The organism is Streptomyces polyrhachis (genome assembly GCF_042663125.1).
In the GTDB taxonomy this organism is placed as follows: Bacteria; Actinomycetota; Actinomycetes; order Streptomycetales; family Streptomycetaceae; genus Streptomyces; species Streptomyces polyrhachii.
In genome coordinates this window covers 49606-66069 of record NZ_JBHSZO010000034.1, presented here as the reverse complement: position 1 = coordinate 66069, position 16464 = coordinate 49606, and the positions used below count along the sequence as shown (strand labels likewise).

The 16464-nt window shown below is 71.4% G+C and carries 14 protein-coding genes and 1 tRNA gene; 13 read left to right on the top strand and 2 right to left on the bottom strand.

Annotated elements, in window-relative coordinates:
• Positions 1 to 199: 199 nt before the first annotated feature.
• Positions 200 to 1699, bottom strand: a complete 1500-nt coding sequence (locus ACFQLX_RS20220; RefSeq protein ID WP_386417154.1) for an MFS transporter — start codon at positions 1697 to 1699, stop codon at positions 200 to 202.
• 313 nt (positions 1700 to 2012) lie between these two features.
• On the opposite strand from ACFQLX_RS20220, the gene ACFQLX_RS20215 reads away from it, so the two are divergent.
• The 10 genes from ACFQLX_RS20215 to ACFQLX_RS20170 all read left to right on the top strand — a co-directional run bounded on the left by ACFQLX_RS20215 (position 2013) and on the right by ACFQLX_RS20170 (position 12494).
• Positions 2013 to 2795: an ABC transporter ATP-binding protein gene (locus tag ACFQLX_RS20215; protein ID WP_386417152.1), complete on the top strand. Its 783-nt coding sequence runs from the start codon at positions 2013 to 2015 to the stop codon at positions 2793 to 2795.
• A 2-nt stretch (positions 2796 to 2797) separates the two neighbouring features.
• The gene (locus tag ACFQLX_RS20210) at positions 2798 to 5377 is read left to right on the top strand and encodes an ABC transporter permease (RefSeq protein WP_386417151.1); all 2580 of its coding nucleotides are present in this window, start codon (positions 2798 to 2800) and stop codon (positions 5375 to 5377) included.
• Positions 5378 to 5593: 216 nt separating this feature from the next.
• Complete coding sequence (locus ACFQLX_RS20205) at positions 5594 to 6508, top strand: hypothetical protein (protein ID WP_386417149.1); 915 nt, start codon at positions 5594 to 5596, stop codon at positions 6506 to 6508.
• Between the two features lie 7 nt (positions 6509 to 6515).
• Positions 6516 to 6589, top strand: a tRNA-Gln gene (locus tag ACFQLX_RS20200).
• 111 nt (positions 6590 to 6700) lie between these two features.
• The gene (glmU, locus tag ACFQLX_RS20195) at positions 6701 to 8167 is read left to right on the top strand and encodes a bifunctional UDP-N-acetylglucosamine diphosphorylase/glucosamine-1-phosphate N-acetyltransferase GlmU (protein ID WP_386417147.1); all 1467 of its coding nucleotides are present in this window, start codon (positions 6701 to 6703) and stop codon (positions 8165 to 8167) included.
• A 108-nt stretch (positions 8168 to 8275) separates the two neighbouring features.
• On the top strand, positions 8276 to 9262 hold the full coding sequence (locus ACFQLX_RS20190) for a ribose-phosphate diphosphokinase (RefSeq protein ID WP_386417146.1): 987 nt from the start codon (positions 8276 to 8278) through the stop codon (positions 9260 to 9262).
• A gap of 223 nt (positions 9263 to 9485) precedes the next feature.
• Positions 9486 to 10082: a 50S ribosomal protein L25/general stress protein Ctc gene (locus ACFQLX_RS20185; RefSeq protein ID WP_386417144.1), complete on the top strand. Its 597-nt coding sequence runs from the start codon at positions 9486 to 9488 to the stop codon at positions 10080 to 10082.
• A 110-nt stretch (positions 10083 to 10192) separates the two neighbouring features.
• Positions 10193 to 10783, top strand: coding sequence for an aminoacyl-tRNA hydrolase (gene pth / locus ACFQLX_RS20180; RefSeq protein WP_386417142.1), 591 nt, complete (start codon positions 10193 to 10195; stop codon positions 10781 to 10783).
• A 189-nt stretch (positions 10784 to 10972) separates the two neighbouring features.
• Positions 10973 to 11620: an LPXTG cell wall anchor domain-containing protein gene (locus tag ACFQLX_RS20175; RefSeq protein ID WP_386417141.1), complete on the top strand. Its 648-nt coding sequence runs from the start codon at positions 10973 to 10975 to the stop codon at positions 11618 to 11620.
• 268 nt (positions 11621 to 11888) lie between these two features.
• The gene (locus tag ACFQLX_RS20170; protein ID WP_386417139.1) at positions 11889 to 12494 is read left to right on the top strand and encodes a hypothetical protein; all 606 of its coding nucleotides are present in this window, start codon (positions 11889 to 11891) and stop codon (positions 12492 to 12494) included.
• Positions 12495 to 12530: 36 nt separating this feature from the next.
• On the opposite strand, the gene ACFQLX_RS20165 is transcribed toward ACFQLX_RS20170, so the two are convergent.
• A complete protein-coding gene (locus ACFQLX_RS20165; protein ID WP_386417138.1) occupies positions 12531 to 13028 on the bottom strand; it encodes a MarR family winged helix-turn-helix transcriptional regulator in 498 nt (165 codons plus the stop codon).
• Between the two features lie 88 nt (positions 13029 to 13116).
• Here ACFQLX_RS20165 and ACFQLX_RS20160 point away from each other — a divergent pair, with 88 nt between their 5' ends.
• The 3 genes from ACFQLX_RS20160 (at position 13117) to ACFQLX_RS20150 (ending at position 16397) form a co-directional block, all read left to right on the top strand.
• Positions 13117 to 13920, top strand: coding sequence for a trans-aconitate 2-methyltransferase (locus ACFQLX_RS20160; RefSeq protein WP_386417137.1), 804 nt, complete (start codon positions 13117 to 13119; stop codon positions 13918 to 13920).
• 11 nt (positions 13921 to 13931) lie between these two features.
• Positions 13932 to 14294 (top strand): VOC family protein, encoded by a 363-nt coding sequence (locus tag ACFQLX_RS20155; RefSeq protein ID WP_386417136.1) that lies wholly within the window; start codon positions 13932 to 13934, stop codon positions 14292 to 14294.
• A gap of 162 nt (positions 14295 to 14456) precedes the next feature.
• Positions 14457 to 16397 (top strand): serine/threonine-protein kinase, encoded by a 1941-nt coding sequence (locus ACFQLX_RS20150; RefSeq protein WP_386417134.1) that lies wholly within the window; start codon positions 14457 to 14459, stop codon positions 16395 to 16397.
• The last annotated feature ends 67 nt before the right edge of the window (positions 16398 to 16464 follow it).

Here is a 16464-nt window from a genome sequence, read left to right as displayed (position 1 = left end):
AGAGCAGCAAATCGACCGATGGCAAGTCAATCCCTATGGCTTTTCGGAGTTGTCGTGGAGAGGCCCCGCCCCAGCGACGCAAACCATGCGCGGGCGAGCATCAGCCGAGCTTCAGACGCCGCTCTCCGCTCTCCGCGAAGTCGATACCAGCCGAGTCCCGGACACCCCGCGCTTCCCCGCCCCGCTCCCCGCGAAAACCTCAACGCTCCAGCACCGCGAAGCGCCTCGGCGCCCACAGCAGCGCCACGAACGCCACCACCGCCGCCACCGCAGCCCCCGTGAACACCCAGTCCGTCGCCGTGGCCACCGCCCGCCGTACCGTCTCCGACGGCGCCGACGACACCACCCCGTCCAGCCCCGCGACCCCCACACCCCCGGCGTGGAGTGCCGCGTTGGCCAGGGCGCCGAAGAGCGCCGCGCCCACGCTCTGGCCCAGTTGCCGGCAGAAGAGCACCGACCCCGTCGCCGTTCCCCGCTCCTCCCACGACACCGTCGACTGCACCCCCACCAGCAGCGGCAGCTGGTAGATCCCCAGCGCCCCGCCCAGCAGCAGCATCAACAGCGCCGGCTGCCACGCCGACCCCGGGTACGGCAGCAGCGGGAACGCCGCCAGGACCACCGCCGCCAGGGCGATCCCGATCATCGCCGACTGGCGGAAGCCCACCCGCTCGTACAGCCGGCTGCTCAGCGACGCCGACAGCGGCCAGCTCAGCGTCATCACCGACATCACGAACCCCGCCGCCACCGGACTCAGCCCCAGCACCGTCTGCGCGTACGTCGGCAGGAACACCGTCGGCGCGACCATCAGCACCCCGAGCGCCCCCAGCGACACGTTCACCGAGGCGATCGTCCGCCGCCGCCACACCCACCCCGGGATGACCGGCGCCACCGCCCGCCGCTCCACCGCCACCACCGCCGCCACGGCTGCCGCGAACCCGCCGAAGAGCAGCGCCGACGGCCAGGACAGCCACGCCCACGCCACGCCGCCCTGCACCAGCGCGGTGATCAGCAGGCCGCCCGCCGCGAACACCCCCAGCGCCCCGCGCCAGTCCACCGCCGCGCGCTCGCGGCCCCGTACCGCCGCCGAGGGCTCGCGCAGATAGCGCGCCAGCAGCCCCATCGCCACCACCCCCGGCGGCAGCCCCACCAGGAAGACCAGCCGCCAGTCCGCCCCCGCCAGCACTCCCCCGATGCCCGGCCCCAGCACCGCCGACGCCGCCCACACCGAAGCCAGCGCCGCCGTGATCCGCGGGCGCTCCTTCAGCGGGTACAGATCCGCCGCGATCGTCTGCACCGTGCCCTGGATCGCCCCGCCCCCCAGCCCCTGCACGATCCGGAACGCGATCAGCGCCCCCATGCTCCACGCCCCCGCACACGCCGCGCCGCCCAGCAGGAACAGCGCGATCCCCGCCAGCAGTACGGGCCGACGGCCGAAGGTGTCCGCCAGCCGCCCGTAGACGGGCAGTGTCACCGTCACCGCCAGCAGATAGCCGGAGAAGATCCACGAGAAGACCGAGAAACCCCCCAGCTCGCCCACGATCTGCGGAACGGCCGTGGCCACGATCGTCCCCTCCAGCGCGGCCAGCGACATCGACAGCATCAGCGCCGCCACCACCCACCCCCGCCGCACGGGTGGCGCCGCCGCGTCCTCCCCCTTGCCGGGGGCGCGTCCGACCGTCTCCGCCGCACCGCTGCCCATCTGGCCTCCCAGGTCGTTGTACGGGCCATCTTTCCACTGACGGGCCCCGACCCCTAGGGGACCGCCCCCCGCCCACCCACGGGACCGCTCGTCCCCACGACCGACGAGGCGCCCCAACACCCGCACCTAGCCTGATCAGACAGGCCGCCGGGGGTACGCAGCAGCCCCCGGGGTGGGGGCAGCCCCACCACCGATACACCGCCGGGCACCAGCGAAACCGGCGCCCCGCACCGACAGACTCGAAACACGCTCGCACCGCACGGCATCCACCGGCGGAGCACCCACCGCACCCACCACACAAGGGAGAACACCAGTGACCACGGCTGTAGCGAAAGAGACCCGCACGGCCGTCGCCGCACGCGCACGGCAGGTGACCAAGGCGTACGGCACGGGGGAAACACGCGTACTCGCACTCGACAACGTCGACGTGGACATCGCCCGCGGGCAGTTCACCGCCATCATGGGCCCCTCCGGCTCCGGCAAGTCGACACTCATGCACTGCCTCGCCGGCCTCGACACCGTCACCGAGGGCCGCATCTGGGTCGACGAGACCGAGATCACCGGACTTAAGGACAGGAAACTCACCCAACTGCGCCGCGACCGCATCGGGTTCATCTTCCAGGCGTTCAACCTGCTGCCCACCCTCAGCGCCCTGGAGAACATCACCCTCCCCATGGACATCGCGGGCCGCAGGCCCGACCGCGAATGGCTCCAGCGCGTCGTGACCACCGTCGGCCTCGCCGACCGCCTCAAGCACCGCCCCAGCCAGCTCTCCGGCGGCCAGCAGCAGCGCGTCGCCGTGGCCCGCGCCCTCGCCGCCCGACCCGAGATCATCTTCGGCGACGAGCCCACCGGCAACCTCGACTCCCGCGCCGGCGCCGAGATCCTCGGCTTCCTGCGCCGCTCCGTCGACGACCTCGCGCAGACGATCGTCATGGTCACCCACGACCCCGTCGCCGCCTCCTACGCCGACCGCGTCCTCTACCTCGCCGACGGCCGCATCGTCGACGAGATGCGCAACCCCACCGCCGACCAGGTCCTCGACCGCATGCGCAACTTCACCGCCCCGCACGGCGCGACGGGCCAGGTGGCCTGACCATGAGCATCCTCAAGACCTCCCTGCGCAACGTCCTCGCCCACAAGGGCCGCATGGCGCTCTCCGCCATCGCCGTCGTGCTGTCCGTCGCCTTCGTCTGCGGCACCCTGGTGTTCTCCGACACCATGAACACCACCTTCGACCGCCTCTTCGCCACCACCGCCGCCGACGTCACCGTCAGCCCCGGCGACCAGACCAGCGGCCAGGACCAGCAGAGCGCCGAGAAGGACGCCCCCACCCTCCCCGCCGCCGACCTCAAGCGCGTCGCCTCCGCCCAGGGCGTCCAAGCCGTCACCGGCGACGTCACCACCATCCAGGCCACCGTCGCCGACAGCGACGACAACAACCTCGGCCCCACCTCCGGCGCCCCCACTATCGTCACCAACTGGGACACCGGCGAGCACAAGTCCTCGAAGATCACCTCAGGGCACGCCCCCCGCGGCCCCACCGAGTCCATGCTCGACGCCGACACCGCCAAGAAGCACAAGGTCCGCCTCGGCGACACCGTCCGCGTCATCGCACCCCCCGGCTCCTTCACCACCACCATCGTCGGCATCACCACCTTCCAGACCACCAACCCCGGCGCCCTCCTCCTCTACGTCGACACCCCCACCGCCCAGACCAGGCTCTTCGGCACAACCGGCGTCTACAGCCAGATCATGGCCACCGCCGCCCCCGGCCTCAGCAACGAGACCGTGAAGAAGAACGTCGCCACCGCACTCGGCACCGGCTACAAGATCCAGACCAAGGCCGAGTCCACCGCCGAGAACAAGGACGACGTCAGCGGCTTCCTCAACGTCATGAAGTACGCGATGCTCGGCTTCGCCGCCATCGCCTTCCTCGTCGGCATCTTCCTCATCTTCAACACCTTCTCCATGCTCGTCGGCCAGCGCATCCGCGAGATCGGCCTCCAGCGCGCCCTGGGCGCCAGCCGCAAGCAGATCAACCGCTCCGTCCTCACCGAAGCACTCCTCCTGGGCATCACCGGCTCCGCACTCGGCGTCGGCGCCGGCGTCGCACTCGCCGTCGGACTCATGAAGCTCATGGGCTCCACCGGCATGCACCTCGACACCACCGACCTCACCGTCGCGTGGACAACCCCCGTCGCCGGCCTCGTCCTGGGCACCCTCGTCACGATCCTCGCCGCGTACGTACCCGCCCGCCGCGCCGGGAAGGTCTCCCCCATGGCCGCCCTGCGCGAGGCCGGCACCCCCAAGGAAGGCAGCGCCGGCCGCGTCCGCGCCGCCGTCGGCCTCGTCCTCACCGCCGCCGGCGCCACCCTGCTCTACCTCGCCACCCGGACCGACACCGCCTCCGACGGCGTCAAACCCCTCGCCGGCGGCGTCGTCCTCACCCTCATCTCGATGATCATCATCGGCCCGCTGCTCGCCCGCTTCGTCGTACGGGCCCTCAGCGCCGGCGTCCTGCGCGTCTTCGGCCCCGTCGGACGCATGGCCGAACGCAACGCCCTGCGCAACCCCCGCCGCACCGGCGCCACCGCCTCCGCCCTCATGGTCGGCCTCGCCCTCGTCGCCTCCATGACCGTCGTCGGCTCCTCCATGGTCGCCTCCGCCACCAGCGAACTCGACAAGTCCGTCGGCGCCGACTTCATCGTCCTGTCCGACGCCGGACAGGCGATCCTCCCCGAGGCCGCCGAAGCCATGAAGAACACCCCCGGCCTCGCACACGTCACCGAGTACAAGGAGATCGACGCCACCCTCACCTACCCCAACGGCAAGACCGAGAAGGACACCGCCTTCGCCGCCGCCACCCCCAGCTACACCGAGGACCTGCGCGTCCCCGTCGTCGCCGGCGAACTCAAGGACGCCTACGCCCCCGACGCCATGTCCGTCGACGAGGACACCGCCACCGCCTACGGCCTGAAACTCGGCGACAGGATCAAGGCCGACTTCGCCGACGGCGCCACCGCCACCCTCACCCTGGCCGCCATCACCTCCTCCGACATGACCATCGACCGGGGCGCCAAGTACGTCGCGATCAGCACCGTCTCGACGTACGTCGCGGCGAAGGACATGCCCCGCAACGAGCTGATGTTCGGCACCGCGAAGGAAGGACAGGAAGCCGCCGCCTACGCCCGGCTGAAGAAGGACCTCAAGCCCTACCCCCAGTACCAGGTCCGCGACCAGACCGACTACAAGCAGGCCCTCAAGGACCAGGTCGGCAGCCTCCTCAGCCTGATCAACGGCCTCCTCGCCCTCGCGATCATCGTCGCCGTCCTGGGCGTCGTGAACACCCTGGCGCTCTCCGTCGTCGAACGCACCCGCGAGATCGGCCTCGTCCGCGCCATCGGAATGTCACGCCGCCAGCTGCGCCGCATGATCCGCCTGGAGTCCGTCGTCATCGCCCTCTTCGGCGCGATCCTGGGCCTGGGCCTGGGCATGGCCTGGGGCACCTCGGCCCAGCAGCTCCTGGCACTGGAGGGCCTGAAGGTCCTGGACATCCCCTGGACCACGATCGGCACCGTCTTCGCCGGCTCCGCCCTGGTCGGCCTCCTGGCCGCCCTGGTCCCGGCCTGGCGCGCAGGCAGGATGAACATCCTGAACGCCATCGCCACGGACTGACCCCGGTATCCACACCACCCGGGCCCGGCCCCCCTCCACACGAGGGGGCGCCGGGCCCTTCCGCATGTCAACTCCCCAGCTCACAGACCCGGTTCGGAGAAACGCCATCCCCATATCCAGCGTCCGAACGGAACCGAAACCAACCCGTATCACCCAAACTGATGATCCGCCCGACTTCCTCGGCGGACGTCCGCATTCCGGACAACGATCTATGCCATGACCGAACCACGACGCCGCGACGGCGACGGCCTCGGAGGAATCCTCCAGGGCACCGCGACCTTCGAAGAACTCCGCGAACAGGCGGTCGCGCTACGGCGCGAGGGCCTCAGCCTCCGACAGATCCGAGACCGGCTGAAGGTCCACAACAACAACCTCGTGCGCAGGCTCGTGGAGGGCGAGCCCCCACCGGAGTGGACGAAACGTCCCAACGCGAAAGACGACCTCCGCGCGAAGGCCCGGGAGTTGCGCCTGCAGGGGATGTCCTACGACGAGATCCAGCTGGAGCTGGGATGCTCGAAGAGTTCGATCTCCCTGTGGGTGCGAGACCTGCCCAAACCGGAGCCCCGGCGGACGAAGGTCGAGCAAGCCGCACTCGCCCGCCGCGCACGATGGGACCACGAGCTCAAGATCCGAGACAAGCAGCGCCAGCGGACGAAGGAGGAGGCTAGAAAGGAAGTCGGCGAGCTGACCGATCGCGAACTGTTTCTCGTAGGAATCGGCCTCTACTGGGCCGAGGGTGCCAAGAGCAAGCCGTACCGACCCAATGAGCGCGTCATCTTCGTCAACAGCGATCCGGACATGATCGCGCTCTATCTGGCATGGCTACGGCTGTTGGACGTGGCACCCGACCGGCTGCGCTTCGCTGTGCAGATCCACGAGAGTGCCGACGTTGAAGGAGCACAGCACTACTGGGCGGAAGTCACCCAGGCGCTGCCGTCCGCCTTCTACAAGACCTCCCTCAAGCGGCACAATCCGAAGACCGTCCGCAAGAACATCGACGAGGGCTATCACGGATGCCTCTCCATCTACGTTCAACAGAGCGCGGAGCTGTACCGCTGCATCGAAGGCTGGTGGCAGGGTCTCCTTGCTGGTGCGATGCCCACCAACGACATCGACTCCGGTAAGGTCTAAGGCGCCGTCCCCCGTGGTGTAACCAGGCAGCACACCAAGTTTTGGTCTTGGCAGGTCAAGGTTCGAATCCTTGCGGGGGAGCCCACTTTCTGACCGAGTTTGATCGATCGACGCATCAACCGGCGCGGCGCGCCGCCACCCCCTCGGTATCCTGCAAGGCGTCCCCGCCCCACCGCCGGAAGGCCCCTTGCCGTGAGCGTGAATCGTCCTGCAGCCGTTGTCGTCCTTGCCGCGGGCGAGGGGACCCGCATGAAGTCCCGGACGCCGAAGGTGCTGCACCCGGTCTGCGGGCGCAGCCTCGTGGGGCATGTGGTGGCCGCCGCGGGGGAGCTGGAGCCGGAGAGCCTGGTCGTCGTGGTGGGCCATGGGCGCGAGCAGGTCGTCGCGCATCTGGCGGACGTGGCGCCGGAGGTGCGTACCGCGGTGCAGGCGGAGCAGAACGGGACCGGGCACGCGGTGCGGATGGGCCTGGCGGAGCTGGGCGGCGCGGTGGACGGCACGGTCGTGGTGGTGTGCGGTGACACTCCGCTGCTGACGGGGGCGACGTTGCGCGCGCTGGCGCACACGCACGCGGCGGACGGCAACGCGGTGACGGTGCTGACGGCCGAGGTGCCGGACGCGGCGGGTTACGGGCGGATCGTGCGCGGGGGCGACGGTGCGGTGACGGCGATCGTGGAGCACAAGGACGCCTCGGAGGACGTGCGGGCGATCCGGGAGATCAACTCGGGTGTGTTCGCGTTCGACGGGAAGCTGCTGGCGCAGGCGCTGGGCCAGGTGCGTACGGACAACAGCCAGGGTGAGGAGTACCTCACGGACGTGCTGGGGATCCTGCGGGCGGCCGGCCACCGGGTGGGGGCGTCGGTGGCGGGTGACCACCGGGAGATCCTGGGGATCAACAACCGGGTGCAGCTGGCGCAGGCGCGTGCGCTGCTGAACGCGCGGCTGCTGGAGGAGGCGATGCTCGCGGGGGCGACGATCGTGGACCCGTCCTCGACGTGGGTGGACGTGTCGGTGGTGTTCGAGCCGGACTCGGTGGTGCACCCGGGGACGCAGCTGCACGGGGTCACTCGTTTGGGTGCGGGGGCGCAGGTGGGTCCGGGGTGCACGCTGACGGATACGTCGGTGGGTGCGGAGGCGCGGGTGGTCAACGCGGTGTGCGTGGGCGCCGAGGTGGGTGCGGGGGCGAGTGTGGGTCCGTACGCGTATCTGCGGCCGGGGACGGTGCTGGGTGCGGGGGCGAAGATCGGCACGTATGTGGAGACGAAGAACGCGCAGGTGGGTGAGGGGACGAAGGTTCCGCATCTGTCGTACGTGGGTGACGCGACGATCGGTGACCACACGAACGTGGGCGCCGCGTCGGTGTTCGTGAACTACGACGGGGTGGCGAAGCACCACACGACGATCGGGAGTCACTGCCGGACGGGTTCGGACAACATGTTTGTGGCGCCTGTCACGGTGGGGGACGGCGCTTATACGGCGGCGGGTTCGGTGATCACGAAGGATGTGCCGGCGGGTGCGCTGGCGGTGGCGCGTGGCCAGCAGCGCAATATCGAGGGCTGGGTGGCGCGCAAGCGGCCTAGGAGCGCGGCGGCGCAGGCGGCGCAGGGCGTGTCGGACGCGGGTGGCGGCGGGGGTGTGGAGCCGGGGCAGGGTGCGTGATCCGGTATCGATGGGGAAACACGGGTGCCGAGCTGGGCGTACCGTGTGAAGGACACACCAATCGGCGGTCGACCGGATGGCGTTCGCCGTACCTGAGGGGATCTCGTTGTGACCGGGTTCAAGACGACGGGCGAGAAGAAGATGATGCTCTTCTCCGGCCGCGCCCATCCCAAGCTGGCTGAGGAGGTCGCCAAGGAGCTGGGAGTGGGTCTCGTCCCGACGAAGGCGCTCGACTTCGCCAATGGTGAGATCTATGTCCGCTTCGAGGAGTCGGCGCGTGGTGCGGACTGCTTTTTGATCCAGAGCCACACGGCTCCGATCAACAAGTGGATCATGGAGCAGTTGATCATGATCGACGCGCTCAAGCGGGCCAGCGCCCGTTCGATCACGGTGATCGTGCCGTTCTACGGCTATGCGCGCCAGGACAAGAAGCACAAGGGCCGCGAGCCGATCTCGGCGCGGCTGATCGCGGACCTGCTGCGGACGGCGGGTGCGGACCGGATCCTGACGGTGGACCTGCACACGGACCAGATCCAGGGCTTCTTCGACGGCCCGGTGGACCATCTCTTCGCGCTGCCGGTGCTGGCGGACTACGTGGGCTCCCGGGTGGACCGCGACAAGCTGACGATCGTCTCCCCCGACGCGGGTCGGGTGCGGGTGGCGGACCGCTGGTGCGACCGCCTGGACGCGCCGCTGGCGATCGTGCACAAGCGCCGCGACCCGAACGTGGCGAACCAGGTGACGGTGCACGAGGTGGTCGGTGACGTGCGCGGTCGGGTGTGTGTGCTGGTCGACGACATGATCGACACGGGTGGCACGATCTGCGCGGCGGCGGACGCCCTGTACGCCAACGGCGCGGAGGAGGTCATCGTGACGGCGACGCACGGTGTGCTGTCGGGTCCGGCCGCGGACCGCCTGAAGAACTCCCGGGTGAGTGAGTTCGTGCTGACGGACACGCTGCCGACGCCGGACGAGCTGGATCTGGACAAGGTGACGGTGCTGTCGATGGCGCCGACGATCGCGCGTGCGGTGCGCGAGGTCTTCGAGGACGGTTCGGTGACGAGCCTGTTCGAGGAGGACAACCGGAAGGTCTGAGTCTTCCCTCCGGGGGTTTCCCGGGGCTGCGATCACCCGCGACCACCGGTCGCGGGTGATCGTTTTTGTGGGGGGCGCGGTGGCGGGTAGACTGCCCGGGTTGCTCGGCGAGGGAGGCCGCACCGCATCCGGTGCGGCGGTCCGTTATCGACGCGCTCTTCGTAGCAGGTCTTTCGTGGGCCGGGTAACGCCCCACAGTTCACGACTATCACGAGGAGCGACCATGGCCGAGGTCAAGATCGCCGCTGAGACCCGCACCGAGTTCGGCAAGGGTGCGGCCCGCCGCGCGCGCCGCGAGCACAAGGTTCCGGGTGTCGTCTACGGGCACGGGCAGGACCCGCGCCACGTCAACCTGCCGGGCCACGAGCTGCTGCTCGCCGTCCGTACCCCGAACGTCCTGATCAGCCTCGACATCGACGGCAAGTCCGAGCTGGTCATCCCCAAGGCCATCCAGCGCGACCCGCTGAAGGGCTTCCTGGAGCACGTGGACCTGCTGGTCGTCAAGCGCGGCGAGAAGGTCTCCGTGGACATCCCGGTGCTCACCGAGGGCGAGCTGGCGCCGGGCGCCGGTCTGCTGGAGCACGTGCTGAACTCGCTGCCCGTCGAGGCCGAGGCGACGCACATCCCCGAGGGTGTCACGGTCTCCATCGAGGGCCTGGAGTCCGGCGCGGCCGTCCTCGCCAAGGACATCACGCTGCCGAAGGGCACCGCGCTGGCCGTCGACGGTGACACCGTGGTGCTGCAGGTCGTCGCCGCGCAGGCCGAGGAGCCGGCCGCCGAGGCCGCCACGGACGCCGCCGAGACCGCTGCCGCCGAGTAGGGTCCGGCCGCGCTGTCGGGTTCTTCCGTACGGGCCGCCTCGGCCGCCGCTTCGTCGGCGGTCCGGGGCGGCTCGTGCGTGTGTCGGCTGACTTCCGGGAGACTTGAGAGATGACGAGTGACGCGCCCTGGTTGATCGCGGGGTTGGGGAATCCGGGTCCGGACTACGCGGGCAACCGCCACAACGTGGGTTTCATGGTGGTGGATCTGCTGGCGCGGCGGATGGGCGGTTCCTTCAAGCGGGCGCCCAAGGCGCAGGCGGTGACCCTGGAGGGGCGGTTGGGGCTGCCGGGGGTCTCCAGCCGGCGGGTGGTGCTGGCCAAGCCGCTGTCGTACATGAACCTCTCCGGGGGGCCGGTGGCGGCGCTGGCGGCCTTCTACAAGGTGCCGCTGGAGCAGGTGGTCGCGGTGCACGACGAGCTCGATCTGGAGTACGGGGCGCTGCGGCTCAAGTGCGGGGGCGGGGACAACGGGCACAACGGGCTGAAGTCGCTGTCGAAGTCGGTGGGCCGGGAGTACCCGCGGGTGCGGTTCGGGATCGGCCGGCCGCCGGGGCGCATGGAGGTGGCGGACTTCGTGCTGAAGGACTTCTCCGGCGGCGAGCGCAAGGAGTTGGACTACTTCGTGGACCGGGCGGCGGACGCGGTGGAGACGCTGGTGGTGGAGGGGTTGGAGCGGGCGCAGAACTCGTACAACTCCTGAGTCGGGTCGACGTGTCGGTGCTTGAACCCTCGGGACGGGGATCTGTCACGGAACTGTGACAGAGGAGTTTAGGGACGCTAGTCATATAAAAGGACAACAGGTGCGCATGGGCCTTGACCGTCATCTCCCGGCCACAGGAAGCTGAGGCGCCCCCTCAACACATCTGCCACTACCGAAGTTGGTATGCCCATGCGCACCCTTGCTTCCACGTGTGCGGTGACAGCGGCTGCTGCGGCATCCCTGCTGTTCGCCGCCCCCGCCGCCCTTGCCGACGCTCCCGGTGACAACGGCACCGTCAAGATCCACGACGCCACCACCGGCGAAGAGCTGATGAAGAACGAGCCGCACGTGTGCACGTTCTACCTCGACGCCTTCAAGTTCGACAGCACGCAGAAGGCCGAATGGCGCATCGTCGCCTGGAAGCCGACCGGCGACAACAAGACCGAGGTGGCCAGCGGCGCCATCACGCTGGACGACGAGGGCCACGGTCGCACCGAGGACCTGAACCTGGCGGACGGCCACTACAAGCTCTTCTGGAACTTCGAGGGCGAGAACGGCGCGGCCAAGCACAAGGTCTTCTGGACCGACTGCGAGGACTCCACCGAGTCCCCCGAGCCGAGCGGCTCCGCCACCCCGTCCGACTCCCCCAAGCCGGGTGAGTCCGTCGAGCCCACCGCCTCCGGCTCCAACGCCCCGGCCCCGAACGGCGGTGACGGTGGCAGCGACCTCGCCGAGACCGGTGCCACCGTCGGCATCACCTCCGCCGCGGGTCTGGCGCTGGTGGGCGCGGGCGCGTACCTGGTGATGCGTCGCCGCAGCGCCGCCGGCCAGCACTGAGCACCGGCAGGCGCGCCCAACCGCGCGCTGCCTGAACGCCGTTGACGGCGCCGCCCCTCGGGGCGGCGCCGTTTTCGTGCGTACGGGGCCCCGCTCGTACGGGACTCCCGCGGATGCGGCAGCCGGGGTCGTACATCCGGCGTATGGGCGTAGACATGGCGAGTAATCCGTCTTGACCGGTTGTGCCCGGACCGCGAAGCTGTCCCCGCCCCCCACGGCACCGGTTGCTCATCGGCCACTCACGGCCGTTCCCTGAGGGGGGACCCCTATGCCCGCACGCAGGACGACCACCGCGCTGGCGGCTGCCACCGCCGCCTCCGCCGCCATCGGCGCCGCGCTCCTCGCGGCGCCCGCCGCGTACGCCGACGCTCCCGGCGACAACGGCACCGTCAAGATCCACGACTCCGTCACGGACGAGGCGGACACGCGCAACGAGCCGCACGTCTGCACCTTCTACCTCGACACCTTCACGTTCGACGCCGCCCAGGACGCCCAGTGGCGCATCGTGGCCTGGGCGCCGACGGGCGACAAGCAGACGGAGGTCGCCGGCGGCACCATCACCCTGGACGCCGAGGGCCACGGCCGCACGGAGGACATGGGCCTGGCGGACGGCCACTACAAGCTCTACTGGAACTTCGACGGCGAGAAGGGCGCGGCCAAGCACAAGGTCTTCTGGGTCGAGTGCGGGACGCCGTCGGAGTCGCCCTCTCCGACGCCCACCGACACCGCCAGCCCGTACGCCAACAGCGTCGGCGCGGACGGCTCTACGGACACCGCCACCGCGGCGGCCACCGGGGGCGGCGCGCTGCTGGCGGCGGCCGGCGGCTACTGGCTGCTGCGCCGGCGCGGCGCGGCGGCGGGGGCGCGGCACTGACGCGGCACTGACGCGGGAGCAGTGCCCGAAGGGGCGCTAGCCCGGCACGTTGTCGAACGGCGCGGTGAGCTGGCGCAGCAGGTCTGCCAGCTCGCCGCGCTGTGCCGCGCTCAGCTCGCCCAGGATGGCGCGCTCCTGCGCCAGCAGGGCGGCGAGCGCCCGGTCGGCGCGGTCGCGGCCCTCGGGGGTGAGGCGCACCAGTACGCCGCGGCGGTCGCTGGGGGCGGGGAGGCGCTCGACGAGGCCCTTCTTGGCGAGGCGGTCGATACGGTTGGTCATCGTGCCGGAGGTGACCAGGGTCTGGGTGAGGAGCTGGCCGGGTGAGAGCTGGTAGGGCTCGCCCGCGCGGCGCAGGGAGGTCAGCACGTCGAACTCCCAGGGCTCCAGCTCGTGCTCGGCGAAGGCCAGGCGGCGGGCGCGGTCGAGGTGGCGGGCGAGGCGGCTGACGCGGCTGAGCACCTCGAGTGGTTCCACGTCGAGGTCCGGGCGCTCTCGGCGCCACGCAGCGACCAGCCGGTCGACCTCGTCCCTCATGCGGATCAGTGTAGTAGATCTGTCGATGTGAAGTCTCTTGACTACAACAGTCTTGACGTCGAGATAAAAGAGCGGGCAGGCTGTACGCATGACGACCTCACCGAGCTGGGACGTTGCCCAGTACCTGCGCCACGCCGACCACCGCACCCGCCCCTTCACCGATCTCCTGGCCCGGATCGGCGAGTTGCCGACCTCCCCGGCGCGGATCGTGGACCTGGGCTGCGGCGCCGGGAACGTCACCGCGCTGCTCGCCGGGCGCTGGCCCACGGCGCGGATCACCGGGCTGGACAGCTCCCCCGAGATGCTGCGGGCCGCCGAGGCCCACGCGGGGGCCTGGCCGAGCGGGGGCTCGCTGGACTTCGCGTACGCGGACGCGGCGCGGTGGACGCCCGACGGGCAGGTGGACCTGCTGGTCTCCAACGCCGTGCTGCAGTGGGTGCCGGGGCACAGCGCCCGTTTCGCCGACTGGACGGGCGCGCTGCCGCCCGGCGGCTACTTCGCCTTCCAGGTGCCGGGGAACTTCGCCGCGCCCAGCCACGCGCTGATGCGCCGGCTGTGCGCGTCCCCGCGCTGGCGCGGGCGGCTGGACGGCGTCCTGCGCGAGGACCCGGTGCGCACGCCGGGCGAGTACCTGGCCGAGCTGACCGCGCTGGGCTGCGAGGTGGACGCCTGGGAGACGACGTACGCCCATCTGCTGCACGGGCAGGATCCGGTGCTGGACTGGGTGAAGGGGACGGGCCTGCGGCCGGTGCTGGAAGAACTCGGCGAGGAGGCCGGGGAGTTCACCGCGGAGTACCGCGAGCTGCTGCGGGAGGCGTACCCGGCGGGTCCGCACGGGACGGTGTTCCCGTTCCGGCGGATCTTCGTGGTGGCGCGCAAGGCCCGGGGCTGAGGGGGACGGCGATGATCAGCGGACTCGACCACGTACAACTGGCTGCCCCCGCGGGCTCGGAGGAGCTGTTGCGCGCCTTCTACGTCGGCGTGCTGGGGATGCGGGAGCTGCCCAAGCCGCCGGCTCTGGCGGTGCGGGGCGGCTGCTGGTTCACGGCGGGGGCGGCGGAGCTGCACCTGGGTGTGGAGGAGGGCTTCCGGGCCGCGCGCAAGGCGCATCCGGGGCTGGTGGTGGCCGAACTCGACGCCCTGGCCGCCCGGTTGGCGGCTGCGGGGGCGCCGGTGGTCTGGGACGGGTCGATTCCCGGGCGGCGGCGCTTCCACAGTGAGGATCCGGTCGGCAACCGGCTGGAGTTCTTGTCGCACCAGGCGTAACCAGCGCCGCTCGGTGCTCTGTCGGGGACACTCCCGCCACCCTCTGTTCGACTTTCGAAGCTACGATCCCGTAGGTCACACTGATCACAGGCGGATCTGCGGCTCGTACGGCCGACTCGGCGGGGAGCGCGGTGCCTTGGCAGGGCAGGGGGACGGGGAAGCGTGGGCGGGGACAGGCGGGGCGGGGAGCTTGCGGGCAGTGGGGCGCAGGCGCTGACGGAGGGCGATCCGCGGCGGATCGGGGAGATCTCGCTGCTGGGGCGCCTGGGCGCCGGCGGGATGGGCGTGGTCTACCTCGGGATGCTGGGCGGGCGCTACACGGCGGTGAAGCGGATGCGGGCCTCGGCCGTCTCCGAGGACCAGGACTTCGTGCGCCGCTTCGGGCAGGAGCTGGACAACCTCGCCCGGCTGCCGGCCGAGGCCACCGCGCCGCTGCTGGCCGCCGACCGCGCCGCCGCCCCGCCGTGGTTCGCCACCGCGTACGTGCCGGGGATCACGCTGGCGCAGGCTGTTGAAGGGGGCGAGGGGGGCGCGGGGGCCGGCGGTCCCATGCCGGCCGAGGCGCTGTGGGCGCTGCTGCGGGCGACCGCCGCCGCCCTGCGCCCGGTGGCGGGGCAGGGCATGGTGCACCGCGACCTCAAGCCCTCGAACGTCATGCTCACCCTCGACGGCGTCGCCCTCATCGACTTCGGCATAGCCCGCGCCGTCGAGCAGACCAATCTGACGCAGACCGGCGTCATCGTCGGCACCCCCGCGTACATGTCACCCGAACAGGCCACGGGCTCGCGGAAGTTGAGCGCCGCCTCGGACGTCTTCACGCTCGGGCTGCTGCTGGGGTACGCGGCGGGCGGGCGCTGGCCGTACGGCGGCGACGACCAGGGCAGCCCGCTCTACCGCATCGTGCACGCGGAGGCCGACCTCGCGCCCGTACGCGAGCGCGATCCGCAGCTGGCCGAGGTGGTGGCCTCCTGCCTGGCCAAGGACCCCGACGCGCGCCCCACGGCCGCCGAGCTGGCGGAGCTGGCCGCGCGGCACGTACGCCCGGGGCCGCCCGCGTGGCCCGGCCCCGTGCTGGCGGTGCTGGCCGAGCGCGCGGCCTTCGCGGGGCGCGGGCCCGAGGCGGTCGCGGCGCAGGCGTCGGCGGCGCGCGGGGCGGGGTCGGGGGAGGCGGCGGGGAAGTCCGGTCCCGACTCGGGCGAGCTCGTCGCCGCCGGCACCCGTACGCGCACCGAGCGGCCACTGCGCCGGCGCACCCGGATCCTGCTCGCGGTGGTGCCGGTGATCGCGGTGGCCGCGGGGACGACGCTGGCGGTGCAGTTGCTGCCGTCCCTCTCCCCCGGCGGCGGCTCGCAGGGCGCCGCCTCCTCCGCCGCGCCCCGGGGCGCCGGGCCGGGCGCGGGCGGCGGCCCCGGCGCTCCGGACCCCGGCGCGAAGACGCCGGACGCGTCACCGGAGGGGGAGGGCAAGGAGAAGGCGGGGGACGGCGGCGAGGAGGACGGCAAGGGCGCCGGGAAGGACGCGGACGGCCCGGGGGCGGGCGCCTCCGCCGACACGGACACCGGGGGGACGACCGCGGGCGGCTCCACCTCCGGCGGCGCGGACTCCGGCGGCTCGACGTCCACCGGCTCCACCTCCGGCGACTCGGCCTCCGGTACGTCCGACGGCTCGACCTCCGGGAGCACCGCCTCCGGATCCACCTCCGGCGGCTCCACCTCCGGCGGCTCCCAGCCCGCCCCCGCCCCCGCGCCCGCCACCTTCCGGCTGCGCAACGCCCAGAACGGCCAGTGCCTCACCGACGGTTTCGGCGCCCCCGGCTACGGCAGCTGCTCCGGCGAGCGCTCGGTGTGGAAGACGGTCTCCTCAGGGGGCGCCCTGAAGGTCGTCAGCAAGACCAACGGCACCTGCCTCGACGCCGCCATCCTCGGCCAGACCGTCTTCATGGGCAGCTGCTCCTCCGGCAGCGGCGTGCTGTGGAACTGGGGCTCGGGCTCCACCCTGCGCGGTGTCGCCGCCGGCGGCTGCCTGGACCTCCACAGCGCGGGGAACGCCACTGCGGTCACCGCCTGCTCGGGAGCCGCCTCCCAGCGCTGGTCGAAGATCTGAGCGGCCCGCACGCAGGCGGAAGGGGAGGGGCCGGGGCTTCGAAAAGCCCCGGCCCCTCCCCGTTCGT